This is a genomic window from Arthrobacter sp. E1SS-5, assembly GCF_057073715.1.
Genome location: NZ_CP172703.1, coordinates 1185033 through 1199195, shown reverse-complemented (window position 1 = coordinate 1199195; position 14163 = coordinate 1185033). Strand labels below are relative to the sequence as shown.

At 65.6% G+C, this 14163-nt stretch carries 11 protein-coding genes; 8 read left to right on the top strand and 3 right to left on the bottom strand.

The window, feature by feature from the left end:
- Nucleotides 1-6: 6 nt before the first annotated feature.
- Both purU and ACIGJD_RS05635 read left to right on the top strand, forming a co-directional pair.
- On the top strand, nucleotides 7-867 hold the full coding sequence (purU, locus tag ACIGJD_RS05640; RefSeq protein WP_483688679.1) for a formyltetrahydrofolate deformylase: 861 nt from the start codon (nucleotides 7-9) through the stop codon (nucleotides 865-867).
- A 72-nt stretch (nucleotides 868-939) separates the two neighbouring features.
- Complete coding sequence (locus tag ACIGJD_RS05635; protein WP_483688678.1) at nucleotides 940-1458, top strand: gamma carbonic anhydrase family protein; 519 nt, start codon at nucleotides 940-942, stop codon at nucleotides 1456-1458.
- Here the strand turns inward: ACIGJD_RS05635 and ACIGJD_RS05630 are convergent.
- Both ACIGJD_RS05630 and ACIGJD_RS05625 read right to left on the bottom strand, forming a co-directional pair.
- The gene (locus ACIGJD_RS05630; RefSeq protein ID WP_483688677.1) at nucleotides 1455-3191 is read right to left on the bottom strand and encodes a flavin monoamine oxidase family protein; all 1737 of its coding nucleotides are present in this window, start codon (nucleotides 3189-3191) and stop codon (nucleotides 1455-1457) included. The two genes, ACIGJD_RS05635 and ACIGJD_RS05630, sit on opposite strands and share 4 nt — an antisense overlap.
- A complete protein-coding gene (locus ACIGJD_RS05625; protein WP_483689434.1) occupies nucleotides 3188-4618 on the bottom strand; it encodes an amino acid permease in 1431 nt (476 codons plus the stop codon). Before ACIGJD_RS05625 ends, ACIGJD_RS05630 begins: the two co-directional genes overlap by 4 nt.
- A gap of 195 nt (nucleotides 4619-4813) precedes the next feature.
- On the opposite strand from ACIGJD_RS05625, the gene alr reads away from it, so the two are divergent.
- Together alr and ACIGJD_RS05615 are read left to right on the top strand one after the other, a co-directional pair.
- The gene (alr, locus tag ACIGJD_RS05620; protein WP_483688676.1) at nucleotides 4814-6049 is read left to right on the top strand and encodes an alanine racemase; all 1236 of its coding nucleotides are present in this window, start codon (nucleotides 4814-4816) and stop codon (nucleotides 6047-6049) included.
- A complete protein-coding gene (locus ACIGJD_RS05615; protein WP_483689433.1) occupies nucleotides 6039-7646 on the top strand; it encodes a PucR family transcriptional regulator in 1608 nt (535 codons plus the stop codon). The genes alr and ACIGJD_RS05615 overlap by 11 nt, the downstream gene beginning before the upstream one ends.
- Nucleotides 7647-7650: 4 nt before the next feature.
- On the opposite strand, the gene ACIGJD_RS05610 is transcribed toward ACIGJD_RS05615, so the two are convergent.
- Nucleotides 7651-8505: a nitrilase-related carbon-nitrogen hydrolase gene (locus tag ACIGJD_RS05610; protein ID WP_483688675.1), complete on the bottom strand. Its 855-nt coding sequence runs from the start codon at nucleotides 8503-8505 to the stop codon at nucleotides 7651-7653.
- Nucleotides 8506-8744: 239 nt separating this feature from the next.
- Here ACIGJD_RS05610 and ACIGJD_RS05605 point away from each other — a divergent pair, with 239 nt between their 5' ends.
- The 4 genes from ACIGJD_RS05605 to ACIGJD_RS05590 all read left to right on the top strand — a co-directional run bounded on the left by ACIGJD_RS05605 (nucleotide 8745) and on the right by ACIGJD_RS05590 (nucleotide 14104).
- Nucleotides 8745-9935, top strand: a complete 1191-nt coding sequence (locus ACIGJD_RS05605; RefSeq protein WP_142130729.1) for an ROK family transcriptional regulator — start codon at nucleotides 8745-8747, stop codon at nucleotides 9933-9935.
- 131 nt (nucleotides 9936-10066) lie between these two features.
- Nucleotides 10067-11626, top strand: a complete 1560-nt coding sequence (mmsA, locus tag ACIGJD_RS05600) for a multiple monosaccharide ABC transporter ATP-binding protein (protein WP_483688674.1) — start codon at nucleotides 10067-10069, stop codon at nucleotides 11624-11626.
- 44 nt (nucleotides 11627-11670) lie between these two features.
- Nucleotides 11671-12954: a multiple monosaccharide ABC transporter permease gene (gene mmsB, locus ACIGJD_RS05595; RefSeq protein WP_142130731.1), complete on the top strand. Its 1284-nt coding sequence runs from the start codon at nucleotides 11671-11673 to the stop codon at nucleotides 12952-12954.
- Between the two features lie 49 nt (nucleotides 12955-13003).
- Nucleotides 13004-14104, top strand: coding sequence for a substrate-binding domain-containing protein (locus ACIGJD_RS05590; RefSeq protein ID WP_142130732.1), 1101 nt, complete (start codon nucleotides 13004-13006; stop codon nucleotides 14102-14104).
- Nucleotides 14105-14163: the final 59 nt, after the last annotated feature.

The window sequence follows — 14163 nt, the reverse complement described above, 5'->3', positions numbered from 1 at the left end:
TTACGCGTGAATGAACAGCTGCTGAACCAAGCGTATGTAGTAACCCTGTCCTGCCCCGACCGCCCCGGAATTGTCCACGCCGTGGCCGGAGCACTCCTGGTGGCGGGGTGCAACATCATGGATTCGCAGCAGTACGGCAGCCCATCCACCGGAAACTTCTTCATGCGGGTGGAGGTGACCACGGCCGCCCGCAAGTCGGAGCTGCGCGCCGCGCTGGAGCCGGTGGCGGAGGCCTTCTCGATGCAGTGGAGCCTGGATACCGTGGGCGACAAAGTGCGCACCCTGGTGATGTGCAGCACCTCAGCCCACTGCCTGAATGACCTGCTTTTCCAGCAGCGTTCGGGCACGCTTCCCATTGAAATCCCGGCGATCGTCTCCAACCACCAGGACCTGGCCGGCCTGGCCGAGTTTTACGGCATCCCGTTCCACTACATTCCGGTGACCAAGGACACCAAGGTGCAGGCGGAGGACAAGCTGCGCGCCCTCATCGCAGAACACGACATTCAACTGACCGTCCTGGCCCGCTACATGCAGATTTTGTCCGATGAACTCTGCACCGACCTCACCGGCAAGGCCATCAACATCCACCACTCGTTCCTGCCCTCCTTCAAGGGCGCCAAGCCGTACCACCAGGCCCACGCGCGCGGCGTGAAGCTGATCGGCGCCACGGCCCACTACGTCACCGCCGCCCTTGACGAGGGCCCGATCATCGAGCAGGAAGTCATCCGGGTGGACCACGCCCGCACCGCCGAGCAGTTTGTCCAGATGGGCCGCGACGTGGAGGGCCGCACGCTGGTCCAGGCCGTGCAGTGGCACGCCGAGCACCGGGTGCTGCTGGACGGCAACCGGACGGTGGTCTTCAACTAGGCTTTCCACCGGCGGCGGCAGTCGTAAAGGACACGGAAGCCCCAGCCGGCAGGGGTGGCTTAGGGTGAAGCCATGGCTCCTCTCTACCCTTTCGCCGGCAATTCCCCGGCCGTCCATGAATCAGCGTTCGTGGCCCCGTCGGCTTCCATCATCGGCAATGCCACCCTGGGCCCGGATTCCAGCGCCTTCTACGGCGTCTCCGTCCGGGCCGACACCGCCCGCATCGTGGTGGGCGCCGGCAGCAACCTGCAGGACAACGTGGTGCTGCACGCCGACCCCGGCTTCCCCTGCACGGTGGGCGAACGCGTCAGTGTGGGGCACGCCGCCGTCGTGCATGGCTGCACGGTGGAGGACGACTGCCTGATCGGAATGGGTGCCACCGTCCTGAACGGCGCAGTGATCGGCGCCGGCTCGCTGGTGGCGGCCGGCGCCGTGGTGCTCGAAGGAACGGTGGTCCCGCCCCGCTCACTGGTGGCGGGCGTACCCGCCAAGGTGCGCCGCGAACTCACCGATGAAGAGTTCGACGGCGTCCGCGCCAATGCAACGCGCTACGTGGAGCTCGCGGCGAAACACCGCGAGCTCCATTCCTAATCCAGGCTGATCGGCCCGAACTCGTCCAGCAGGTCCCCCGGTCCCGGGTTGCCCGGCGCGGATGACCCGCCCAGGTGCTTCACCACGCCCCACACCGCGTTCAACCCGGTGGTCACGGCGCCTTCGGCCCAGCCGGCGGTGAACGACACGTCGTCGCCGGCCAAGAAGATGCCGCGCTGGGATTCCGGCAGCGTGTCCTGCTTGAAGTGGGTGAACAGCCGCTGCTGGTAGCGGTAGTGCCCGGGCAGGTTGGCCTTGAAGGCGCCCATGAAGTTGGGGTCCGCCTCCCAGGAGACGGTGATCGGCTGGCCCACGATGTGCCCGGCAATGTCCACCCCCGGGTAGATCTGCTCCAGCGAGTGCAGCATCAGCTCCACGCGTTCGTCCGCGTCCAGGGCCAGCCACTTCAAAGCGTCGTCGTTCCATGTGTAGGACAGCAGGATCACGGCCGGCTGGTCCGGGCCGTTGTCCAGCAGGTAAGTAGCGCGATTGAGCCGGTCCGTGAGGGTCATGGACAGGACCTCGTTGCCGGTTTCGGGATCGATGTCCTTCCAGAACGGCCGGTCCACCATGACGAACGTCTTGGAGGACTGCATGTAGTGCGATTTCTCCATGGCGGTCCACAGCTCAGCCGGGAACAGTGCCTCTTCGGTGTGGATCCGGGTGGACAACAGCCAGGACTGGCAGGTGGTCACCACGGCCGGGTAGCTGGCTTCGCGGCCCCAGCGCTCACGTACCCTCAGGTTCCCGTCCGGGTCCCGGCTGATCTTTCCGACGGCGCCGCGCGGTGATCCGGAGTGGAGCGAGGCAAGGGAGGTGCCGGCGGGCCAGTGCGCCAGGTCCGACGGCGCGTGCTGCCAGAGTGCCTCGGGCAGCCGCTGCGCTCCCCCGCGGATGAAGCGGTGCTGGTCGTCGGCGTCGGTGTAGACCACGCGGAGGATTTCCAGGATGGAGTTGGGGAAGTCGGTGTCCCAGCCGCCGGTGCCGAAGCCCACCTGGCCAAAGGCTTCCCGGTGCGCGAACCCTGCCTTTTTAAAGGACTCGCTGGCCGCGATGAAACCGTAGAAGGTTTGCTCGTCCATCAGCGGGAGCAGTTCGTTCCACAGTTCCTTGATCCGCGCCATGTCCCGCGCCTTGATGGCCTCCTGCATCTCCACGAATTTTGCACCGTCGTTAACCGCCGCCTTCCAGGCGTCGGCCACCTCGCGGAAGAACGGCGGCAGGTCGGCGGGCTTCTCCGCGTAGTGCTTCCTGCCGGCCAGCTCGATCACGGTGCTGGAGGTGGCTTCGGCAAGCGGGTTCGGGAAGTCCTGGGTCTCCAGGCCAAGCAGGTCCACGTAGTGGTAGAACGCCTTGCCCGAGACCGGGAACCGCATGCCGCCCAGGTCCGCCACCACGCCGGGGGCGGCGGGGAAGGCGGCGGTCCGGAGCCGGCCACCGATCTGGTCCGCTTCGTAGACGACGGGCCGCAGGCCAAGCTTCATCAACTCATACGCGGTCACCAGGCCGGAGAGCCCGGCGCCGATGACGGCCACTTCGGTGCCGTACAGCTCCGGCGGGACCGAGCCCAGGCCGTCCGGGTGCGCCAGGTAGTGGTCGTAGCTGAACGGAAAGTCGGGGTTCAGCATGGTGATGGGTGCTGCCTGCCCCGCAGCGCCGCCTCCGGCCGCGCCGGCCGGAGGCGTGGACGTGCTGGAGGGGTCAAAGGCGGGCAGTTCGGTGGCGATGGTCATGAGTGTGCTGCTTTCACAGGTTCCTGGCGCGGGGCCTTGGCGGTCAATTCACGGTAGTCGAGCTCGCTGAGTGCCGCTACCTTCGAGTTCCGGCGTCCATAGCCGAAGTAGATGGCGATGCCCACGAGCATCCAGGCACCGAAGACCAGCCAGGTATCGGCGCCGAGGTTGGCCATGAGGTAGGCGCACATCAGCGTGCCCAGCACGGGGGTCAGGGGGTACAGCGGCACCCGGAAGCTTCGCTTCAGGTCGGGGCGGTGGCGGCGCAGGTAGATGACGGCCACGTTCACCAGCGCGAACGCGAACAGGGTGCCGATGCTGGTGGCGTCGGCCAGGGCACCGAGCGGCACCAGCCCTGCGGTGAGGGCGACGGCGGTGCCCACGATAAGGGTGCCTGCGGCCGGGGTGCCGGTGCGGGGAGAGACGCGTCCGAAGACCTTGGGCACCAGCCCGTCCCGCGACATGGACAGCAGGATGCGGGTCTGCCCATACAGGACGGTGAGCACGATGCTGGCAATGGCCAGGACGGCGCCGACTGAAAAGAGCAGGGCGATCCAGGGCTGGTTGGTGGTCTCCTCCAGGATCTGCACCAGGGCGGCCTCGGTGCCGTCGAACCATCCCCAGGGCCGGGCGCCGATGGCGGCGACGGCCACCAGGACATAGATGCTGGTGACGATCACCATGGACAGCAGGATGGCGCGGGGAAGGTCACGTTTGGGGTTCCTGGCTTCTTCACCGGCGGTGGAGGCTGCGTCAAAACCAATGTAGGAAAAGAAGACCCGTGAGGCCGCGGCTGAGACGCCGGCGGCGCCCATGGGCATCAGCGGCTGGAAGTTTCCGGCGTTGAAGGCGGTAAAGGCAACGGCGCAGAAGAACAGCAGGATGCCCACCTTGATGATGACGATGGCGGTGTTGATCCAGGCGCTTTCGCGTGCACCGCGGACCAGCAGGACCATGGCCAGCACCACGATGGCCACCGCGGGAATGTTCACCACGCCGCCGTCTCCCGGGGGCTGGGACATGGCATCGGGCAGGACCTGACCGAACGCGGCCAGTGCCTCGTTGACATACTGCCCGGCGCCCACGGCCACTGCCGCCACGGAGACCGCGTACTCAAGGACCAGGCACCAGCCGCAGATCCAGGCAATGCCCTCGCCCATCGTGGCGTAGGAGTAGGAGTAGCTCGATCCGGCCACCGGAACCAGCCCGGCCAATTCGGCGTAGGAGACGGCGGAGAGCAGGGCGGCCAGGCCTGCGATGACGAACGAGATCCAGATGGCCGGGCCGGCCAGCGGCACGGACTCCCCCAGGATCACCAGGATGCCCGTCCCCAAGGTGGCACCGACGCTGATCATGGTCAGCTGGAGGACGCCGAAGCTGCGCACCAGCCCGGTGCCGCCCCCGCCGCTTCCGGCTTCGCTGATCATCTGGCCGATGGGTTTGCGGCGCAGCAGCTGGGCCCGGAGGCCCGGCCGTCCGCCGCTTGGCGCAAAGGTTTTTTCGGTGGTCACAGGCACAGTCACCGTTGACGTCCCTTCAGAGTAGTTTTCGGTTTCCCCTCCCCAAGACTGGCATGTGAGCCAACTCTCAAGGCGGTGCAAAATGACTTATAGTGAACCACCATGAGACTTATTGCACACACCCAGCAGTCCGCTCCGGCGGTGCAGTCCGGGCAGGTCACCGTCGACCTGTCCGCCATTTCAGACAACATCCGAGCCCTGAAAAAACGCAGCAGGGCGCCCTTTTTCATGGCTGTGGTGAAGGGGAACGGCTACGGCCACGGCCTGGTTGAAGTGGCCAGAACAGCGGTCCAGGCCGGCGCAGACTGGCTGGGCACGGCACAGCTCGCCGAAGCCGTCACGCTCCGCAGGGCGGGAGTCACCGCACCCATCCTCTCGTGGCTCTATCTGGCATCCCAGACGAGTGAGGCCATCAATGAGGCGTTGGAAAACGACGTCGATCTGTCCCTCGGCAGCGTCTCCCAACTGGAGGTCCTGGCTGGTGCCGCACGGCGCCTTGGCCGTCCCGGCGTCGTGCATCTTGAACTGGACAGCGGCCTAAGCCGGGGCGGCGCGCGCATGGAGGACTGGGCCGGGCTGGTTGCCCGGGCCCGCCAGGCCGAACTCGACGGCACCCTGCGGGTGCGGGGTATCTGGACCCACCTGGCGTGGGCGGACGTGCCGGCCCATCCCGGAAATGCTTCGGCAGTAGCGGAATTCGAGGACGCGGTCCGGCTGGCGAAAGAGGCCGGGCTCCAGCCTGAGCTCAGGCACGTGTCGAGCTCCGCCAACATTCTTGACCGGCCCGGATTCCATTTCGACATGGTGCGTGCCGGGCTGGCCATGTACGGCCTGGCCCCTGCCGACTACCTGGCTCCCGGCGACTTCGGACTGCGGCCCGCACTCAGCGTGACGGCTCCGCTGGTGATGATCAAGAAGGTTCCGGCCGGTACCGGGATCAGTTACGAGCATCAGGCCATCACCTACGAGCCGCGCTACCTGGGCCTGATTCCCCTCGGTTATGCGGATGGCATCCCCAAGGGCATCAGCGGCCGTCCCGTGGTGAGTGTCGGAGGCCGCCGTGTGCCCGTGATCGGCAAGGTGTGCATGGACCAGTTCATGGTGGACCTGGGGCCGGATCCCGCCGGCATCGAAGTGGGTGATACCGCTGTGCTGTTTGGTGACCCCGCGTCCGGTGCAGCCAGCGCCGACGACTGGGGAGCGGCCATTGGCAGCCACGGGGACGAGATCATCAACAGGATCGCGCCGCGCCTGCCGCGCGCCTATGCGGGGGCGGCTGCCCATGAATGCCCCGACTACCAGGAGCCGGTTCACGCCGGCATCGGCCATGCCGGCTGAGCCCGCCGCAACCGGGCGGCTGAGCTTCGTCACCCTGCAGCAGTTCCTTGACCAGCTGCCGCCGTTGCTGAAGATGCTTCACGACGGCGGCAGCGGCGGCCAGTTGCTGCGGTGGGTGGAGCCCAGCGAGCTGGAGGACCCCACACCCTATCTGCCCGAGGGTGAGTTCCTGCTCACGGCCGGCCTGCCCTTCCTTGGCGACGGCGGCTCGCCTGCCAAGGTGGATGCCTACGTCCGGCGGCTGGTGGAGGCGAAGGTGGCCGCGCTCGGCTTCGGGATCAGGCCCTACTTCGACGCCGTCCCGGACGTGGTGGTGGACGCCTGCCGCAGGCACAACCTCACCTTGTTCGAGGTGCCGGAGTCGCTGCCGTTCGCCGCGATCGGCCTTGAGTTCTCGCAGCTGTTGGAGACCGACAACGCCAGGGTCTTCAGGCAGCTGGCAGAGACCAACCGGCAGCTCATGCGCGCCGTCCTCTCCCCCAAACCCGAGCACGAACTGCTGGCCGCATTGGTCCAGCGGGTACCCGTGTGGGCCGTCATGGTGGGAGCGGACGGCAGGGTGCGGGCCCGCGGCACCAACGCCGGCGGCAGCACCGCCGTCGAACTTTCCCTGTTGGAGCCGATGCTGGAACGGCTGCTGTCCGGCCGAGGCCCCCGGGTGGAAATGGACGGCTTCGACCAGCCGGGCTCGGCGCTGGTGGTGGGGCACCCGCTGCGCAGCACCAGGGACGCCAACCTGGGCGCCCTTATCCTCGGTTCCGACGTTCCGCTCACGCCCGCGCAGAACAACGTGGTCCAGTCCGTCGTCGGGCTGCTCGAGCTGCTGGTCCGGCAGCGCACCAGCGGGTCGCTGGCTCCCAGCCAGCTGGCCACCGCCGTCCTGCTGCACCCCGAAAGCCTCGTCACGGGCGGCACAAAGCATCTGAACGGGCTCAAGGACCTGCTGGCGCAAAGCCTGTCCTCCACGCGCTCCGCGCCCATGCGCGTGGTGCAGGGCATCAAGGTGGAGGCGCCCGACTGGCCGGCTGGCGACAGTCCCGTGCGGGAACTCCTGCAGTGGCGGCGGATGTTCGATACCAAGCTGGTGGAGATTACGGACTACGGGTTCGCCGCAGTGACCCGGCTTAAGGTTGACGATGCCTTGCTTGCGGACGTGGAGAAGCTCGGATGGCGCCTGGTGGTCGGGGAACCCACCGAGCTCACCGCCCTTCCGGCCGCCTACCAGCGCGTCACCTCGCTGCGCAGTCAGGTCCAGAGAAGCGGAAACAGCGTCCGCGCCGACGAGGTGTCCTGGTCTGTCACGGGACTGCTGGGCCGCGAGGCAGGCACCCTGCTGGCCGAAAGGCTGCTGCGGCCGGTCCTGGCGCTGGAACCGGACCGGTGCGGCCCACTGCTGGCCGTCCTCCGCGGGTGGCTCAGCGAAAATGGGAGCTGGGACGGCTCCGCCAAACTGCTGGGGCTGCACCGGAACAGCGTGCGGCGCCAGATCGGCGTCCTTGGTGAGCTGCTGCAGATGGACCTGAACCAGGCGCAGGTGCGGGCCGAGCTGTGGATTGCGCTGCAGTACGCGGACGCCTTGAACGCCGGCGCTGATTGACGGCCTAGGCGCCGTCGGGGTTATCGGTGTCCTTGGCCAGGCGCCCCTCCCACTCCCGGTACAGCTCAGGCCGGCGCTCCCTCAGGTACGGCACCTCTTCCCGAGCTGCGTGCACGGCCTCCGTGCCAACCTGGGCGAACAGCAGTTCCGGACCGCCGCCGCCGGCGGCGAGGAGTGCGCCGTCCGGGCCGGCCACCACGCTCCCGCCCCCGAACGTGTACGCGTCCTCGATTCCGCAATGGTTGGCGTAGGCCACGTTCAGCTGGCTTTCGAGCGCCCGGGCACGGATGAGCACCTGCGGCACGGCGTCGAAGCCGGCGGACAAGGCGGTGGGCACCAGGAGCAGTTCGGCGCCCCGGGCTGCTGCTGCCCTGGCGGCCTCGGGGAATTCAATGTCGTAGCAGATCAGCAGGGCGGTGCGGACGCCCTTGAAGGTGACGACGGCGGGAGGTTCAGCCGCTGCCACGAAGGCCTTGCGTTCCTCGCCGCCAAAGAGGTGCACCTTGGCGTACGTCAGGAGCCCGGTGCCGGTGGCGTCGATGAGCGTAGCCGAAATGTGCCAGTCCGGGCCCTGGGCGGAAGCACCGGCTCCGCTTCCGGCGGCCGAGGGCAGGCTGTAGACGAGCGCAATGCTGTTCCGCCGGGCGATGTCTGCCAGCTGGGCACGGATGGCTGGAAGGGTTGCCGGATCCAGTTCGGACCGCAGCCGGAGCGGTGCGTAGCCCACCGGAAACAACTCCGGTGTGAGCATCAGGTCAGCACCCGCTTTGGCCGCCCGGCGTGCGGCATCATCCAGCGTCCGAAGATTGGCCTCGACGTCCAGGACCGCGGCATTGGCCTGCATGACGGACAGCAGCATCGTTACCACCTTCTGTATGCCTGTCCACGCGGGATGGCTGGGCTGGAGTGTTCTCGCTTTCCAGCCTAGCCAGCCCTGAACGGAGTGGGCCGGGTCGTTTGGACCCGTTCGGCTGGTGTCCGGGACAGAATGCACGGAGCAAGGCGAAGAGGCTTGTCCAGGTGGTTGTCTTCACCGCGGCGCGCGGCTATGCGTTAACTTCTTGACTACAAGAGCAGCAATAGGGCAATGTTCTTAGCATGTCCGCACCCCCGCGCTCAACGAAGAGCAAGCCCAAGAATCCCGGGTCCCAGTCCGCGCTGCGGCAGCTGAACCAGCAGCGGATCATCGAGACCTTGATGGGTGGCCCCTCCACACAGGCGGAGCTCGCCCGGCAAACGGGGCTGTCCACCGCCACCGTCTCGAACATCGTCAAAATCATGCTTGACTCCGGCCTGGCATCCACCGAACCCATCACCAGCTCGGGCCGGCGGGCGCTGAACGTGCGGCTCAACAGCAACGGCGCGGTCGCCGTCGGCATCGACTTCGGCCGCCGCCACCTCAGGGTGGTACTGGCCTCCCTCAGCTACCACGTCATCGCCGAGGAATCGGTGATGCTCCCGCTGGGCCACCAGGCGGATGACGGCATCCAGGCAGCGGTGGCCCTGCTGGAGAAACTGCTGCGCGAAAGTGGCGTGGACCGGTCCTCCGTGGTGGGTGCCGGCGTCGGAATTCCCGGCCCTATCGACCGGCGGACCGGGACGGTGGCGCAGGGGGCCATCCTTCCGGAGTGGGTGGGCATCAACATCCTGCAGCATCTTGAGGAAACCTTGAGAATTCCCGTGTTTGTTGACAATGACGCCAACCTGGGCGCGTGGTCGGAGGTGACTTGGGGGCAGCATTCCGGGGTCAGCAACCTGCTGTTCCTGAAGATCGGATCGGGCATCGGCGCCGGCCTGATCCTCAACGGCGCACCCTATTACGGCAACGTGGGAATCACCGGCGAAATCGGCCATGCCACCATCCATGAGCAGGGCCTGGTGTGCCGCTGCGGCAACCGCGGCTGCCTGGAAACCATCGCTTCCACCACTACCATGATCGAACTCCTCAGCCGCGGTGACGACCCTCCACTGACGCCGGCGGACATTGTCCGCAAGGCCCTGAACCGGGACTCCGCCACCCTCCGCGTGGTGGACGATGCGGGCCTTGCAGTGGGCCGGGCGCTGGGTAACGTGGCCAATCTGATCAATCCCGAGGTCATTGTTGTGGGCGGGCCTCTGGCCGGGCTGGGGGACCTCCTGCTCGACCCCATCCGGAGGGGCCTGATCCGCCATGCAGTGCCCGTGATCGGCGAAACCACCACCCTCACCATGTCCTCGCTGGGTGACCGGGCGGAGGCCCTTGGGGCAGCAGCTCTGGTCTTCCAGCATGCCGGGATCAGGAAGTCCTAGACCGTTTCGTTATCCGGCAATTGCGTTAAAGACTTGACGACAATAGCTGTGATCCAGTTTACTTTTGGTTCAGACGGCCCTGCGCTTTGCCGGCCGGACAAAGAAGTCATTGCATTGGAGGGTTAGGGCTCATGACGTCCCAGACCACGCACACGGACCCGGTCATCCTTGAGATGCGGTCCATCACCAAGGAATTCCCCGGCGTTAAAGCCTTGTCGAACGTGAACCTCAGCGTAAAGGCAGGCGAGGTCCACGCCATCTGCGGCGAAAACGGGGCCGGCAAGTCCACCCTCATGAAGGTCCTTTCCGGTGTGTACCCCTACGGGAGCTACGACGGCGACATCGTCTACCAGGGGCAAGTCCAGCAGTTCCGGGACATCCGTGCCAGCGAGCACGCCGGCATCGTGATCATCCACCAGGAACTGGCGCTGATTCCCGAGCTGTCCATCATGGAAAACATCTTCCTGGGCAACGAACCCACCAAGCGGGGCGTCATCAACTGGGCCGAGGCCCGCCTGCGGTCGCTGGACCTCCTGGCACGCGTCGGCCTGCGGGAAGACCCCGACACCCCCATCAAGGAAATCGGCGTCGGCAAGCAGCAGCTGGTGGAAATTGCCAAGGCGTTGAACAAGTCCGTGAAGATCCTCATCCTCGACGAGCCCACGGCCGCGCTGAACGAATCTGATTCCCAGCACCTGCTGGACCTCATCCTTGGGCTCAAGGCAAAGGGCATCACCTCGATCATCATTTCGCACAAGCTCAACGAAATTGAGCAGATCGCCGATTCCATCACCATCATCCGTGACGGCAAGTCGATCGAGACGCTGAATGTGAAAAAGGACGGCGTAGACGAGGACCGCATCATTAAGGGCATGGTGGGCCGCACGCTGGAATCCCGCTTCCCGGACCACACCCCCAAGATCGGGGAAGTCTTCTTCGAGGTCAAGAACTGGACAGTTGGCCACCCCGCCGTCCAGGACCGGCTGGTCTGCAAAAACTCCAGCTTCTACGTCCGCCGCGGGGAGATCGTGGGCTTCGCAGGCCTCATGGGTGCCGGCCGCACCGAGCTGGCCCGTTCCGTCTTCGGCCGCTCCTACGGACGCTTCATCGACGGCCACATTTATAAGGACGGCAAGGAGATCGTCCTCAAGAATGTCCGCCAGGCCATCGACGCCGGGCTGGGATACGTCACCGAGGACCGCAAGTCGCTGGGCCTGAACCTCCTTGATGACATCAAGACCACCACCGTGTCAGCCGCCCTAAAGAAGATCAGCCACAACTCGGTAGTGGACCCCAACCAGGAATTCACCGTGGCCGAGCAGTACCGCAAGTCGCTGCGCACCAAGACGCCGTCCGTCGAGGAAGGCGTGGCCAAGCTGTCCGGCGGCAACCAGCAGAAGGTGGTTTTGGCCAAGTGGATGTTCACCGACCCGGACCTGCTGATCCTCGACGAACCCACCCGCGGCATTGACGTCGGAGCCAAGTACGAGATCTACGGGATCATCCAGCAGCTGGCCAACCAGGGCAAGGGAGTCATCGTGATCTCCTCCGAACTGCCCGAACTCCTGGGCCTGTCCGACCGCATCTACACCATCTTCGAAGGCGCCATCACCGGTGTCCTGACCAAAGAAGAGGCCAGCCAGGAAAGCCTGATGAAGCTGATGACCTCCGCCACCCGAAAAGCCGCCTGACCCTCTGGCCCATCCAGAACCTTCCGGACACAAGGACTGACACCATGAACGCCCTCAAAAAGCTGTTTGGCGGAAACACCCGCCAATTCGGCATGATCTTCGCCCTCGTGGCCCTGATCATCTTCTTCCAGTTCGCCACCGAAGGCCGGACCCTGACCCCCGGCAACGTCATCAACCTCTTCAACGGCAACTCCTACATCCTGATCCTGGCCATCGGCATGGTCCTGGTGATCATCGCAGGCCACATCGACCTCTCCGTCGGTTCGGTCGCGGCATTCGTCGGGGTCACCGTAGCCCTGGCCATCCGCGACTGGGGCATCCCCTGGTGGGCCGGCATCCTGCTGGGCCTGGTCCTCGGCGCCATCATCGGCGCCTGGCAAGGCTGGTGGACGGCGTATGTCGGCATCCCCGCCTTCATCGTCACCCTGGCCGGCATGCTCCTCTTCCGCGGCTTCAACCAGTTCGTGGGCAAGTCCAACACCATCCCCGTACCAAATGACTTCCAGTTCATCGGCTCCGGCTACCTCCCCGAGGTGGGACCGAACACCGGCTACAACAACCTGACCCTGCTGCTGGGCATCGCCGTCGTAGCCTTCGTCGTGGTGGGCGAACTGCGCTCCCGGGCCCGCGCCAAGGCTTTGGGCGCCGAAGTTCCCGAGATGTGGGTGACCGTGCTGAAGCTGGTCCTGGTCTGCGCTGCCATCCTCTACGCCACGTACCTGTTTGCCACCGGCCGGCCCGGCACCTCCTTCCCCATCCCCGGCCTCATCCTGGCCGTCCTGGTGCTCATCTACGGCTTCATCTCCTCCCGCACCATCCTGGGACGGCACGTCTACGCCGTCGGTGGCAACCGCCACGCGGCCGAACTCTCCGGTGTCCAGTCCAAGAAGGTCAACTTCCTGGTCATGATGAACATGTCCATCCTGGCCGGCCTGGCCGGCATGATCTTCGTGGGCCGCTCCACCGCATCGGGCCCGTTCGACGGCGTCGGCTGGGAACTGGACGCCATCGCGGCAGTCTTCATCGGCGGCGCCGCAGTCACCGGCGGTGTTGGCACCGTGGTCGGCTCCATCATCGGTGGCCTGGTCATGGCAGTGCTCAACAACGGCCTGCAGCTCCTTGGCGTTGGCGCCGACCTCACCCAGATCATCAAGGGCCTGGTGCTCCTGATCGCCGTCGCCTTCGACGTCTACAACAAGTCCCAGGGCAAACGCTCCATCATCGGCATGCTCACCCGGAACATGAACCGCCCCACTTCCGGGCCCAGCAACCCCATTCAGCCCGACGAAACCACCTCCACCAAGGAAGCGATCGCCAGGGAAGCCTGAAGTTTGCAGCCTGAATACCGTTCCATCACACAAAGAAAGAGAACCAACAATGCGAATGTTTGGTAAAGCAGGAAAGGCCGCAGCGGTTGCTGCCATCGCAGCACTGGCGCTGACGGGCTGTGGCCGCAATGACAGCGGCTCATCGGGCGGAGCCAGCGGAGGCGCTGGCGGATTCGACCAGAGCTCATCCATCGGCGTTGCCCTTCCGCAGAAGACCAGTGAAAACTGGGTCCTGGCCGAGAAGCTGTTCAACGACGGCCTCAACGGCGCCGGGTTCAAGGCTGACGTCCAGTTCGCCAACGGCGGCGTTTCGGAGCAGCAGAACCAGATCAGCGCCATGGTCACCAAGGGTGCCAAGGTCATCATCGTGGGCGCCATCGACGGCTCCCAGCTGGGCACCCAGCTCAAGCAGGCCAAGGACGCCGGCGCCACTGTCATCGCCTACGACCGCCTCCTGCTGAACACCGACAACGTGGACTACTACGTGGCCTACGACAACTTCAAGGTTGGTGTGCTCCAGGGCCAGGCGCTCCTGGACGGAATGAAGGCCAAGAAGCCGAACGGCCCGTACAACATCGAACTGTTTGCCGGTTCCCCTGACGATGCCAACGCCAAGGTGTTCTTCAACGGCGCCATGAGCGTCCTGAAACCCAAGATCGACGACGGCACCCTCAAGGTTGTCTCCGGACAGACCAGCTTCGAGCAGGCAGTGACCCAGGGGTGGAAGGCGGAGAACGCCCAGCGCCGCATGGACACCCTCCTCAGCGGCAGCTACACCAGCGCCAACGTTGACGGCGTCCTGTCCCCCAACGACACCCTGGCCCGTGCGATCCTGACCTCGGTCAAGGCCGCAGGCAAGCCGATTCCGGTGGTCACCGGGCAGGACTCCGAGGTTGAGTCGGTCAAGTCCATCCTCGCCGGCGAGCAGTACTCCACCATCAACAAGGACACCCGCAAGCTCGTTGAGCACGCCATCACCATGGTCAAGGACCTGCAGGCCGGCAAGAAGCCTGAGGTCAACGACGACAAGTCCTACAACAACGGCAACAAGGTGGTTCCCGCCTACCTGCTGGAGCCGGTCATCGTGACCGCCGCCAACGTCAAGACGGCCTACACGGACGATCCCGTACTCGGCCCGATCACCAAGTAATACCTTCCTTACAGGAACAGCCCGGTCCCTTCATGGGGACCGGGCTGTTCCCTTTAACG

What these genes read in the sequence shown, in the direction of transcription:
- ACIGJD_RS05610 (WP_483688675.1), bottom strand. Translation starts at nt 8,505, where the DNA reads ATGCTGCTGTCCGTCATGCAGGCCAATGCCGCGGTCCTGGACGTCGAG.
- ACIGJD_RS05630 (WP_483688677.1), bottom strand. Translation starts at nt 3,191, where the DNA reads ATGACCATCGCCACCGAACTGCCCGCCTTTGACCCCTCCAGCACGTCC.
- alr (WP_483688676.1), top strand. Translation starts at nt 4,814, where the DNA reads ATGAGACTTATTGCACACACCCAGCAGTCCGCTCCGGCGGTGCAGTCC.
- mmsA (WP_483688674.1), top strand. Translation starts at nt 10,067, where the DNA reads ATGACGTCCCAGACCACGCACACGGACCCGGTCATCCTTGAGATGCGG.
- mmsB (WP_142130731.1), top strand. Translation starts at nt 11,671, where the DNA reads ATGAACGCCCTCAAAAAGCTGTTTGGCGGAAACACCCGCCAATTCGGC.
- ACIGJD_RS05615 (WP_483689433.1), top strand. Translation starts at nt 6,039, where the DNA reads ATGCCGGCTGAGCCCGCCGCAACCGGGCGGCTGAGCTTCGTCACCCTG.
- ACIGJD_RS05625 (WP_483689434.1), bottom strand. Translation starts at nt 4,618, where the DNA reads ATGATCAGCGAAGCCGGAAGCGGCGGGGGCGGCACCGGGCTGGTGCGC.
- ACIGJD_RS05590 (WP_142130732.1), top strand. Translation starts at nt 13,004, where the DNA reads ATGCGAATGTTTGGTAAAGCAGGAAAGGCCGCAGCGGTTGCTGCCATC.
- ACIGJD_RS05605 (WP_142130729.1), top strand. Translation starts at nt 8,745, where the DNA reads ATGTCCGCACCCCCGCGCTCAACGAAGAGCAAGCCCAAGAATCCCGGG.
- ACIGJD_RS05635 (WP_483688678.1), top strand. Translation starts at nt 940, where the DNA reads ATGGCTCCTCTCTACCCTTTCGCCGGCAATTCCCCGGCCGTCCATGAA.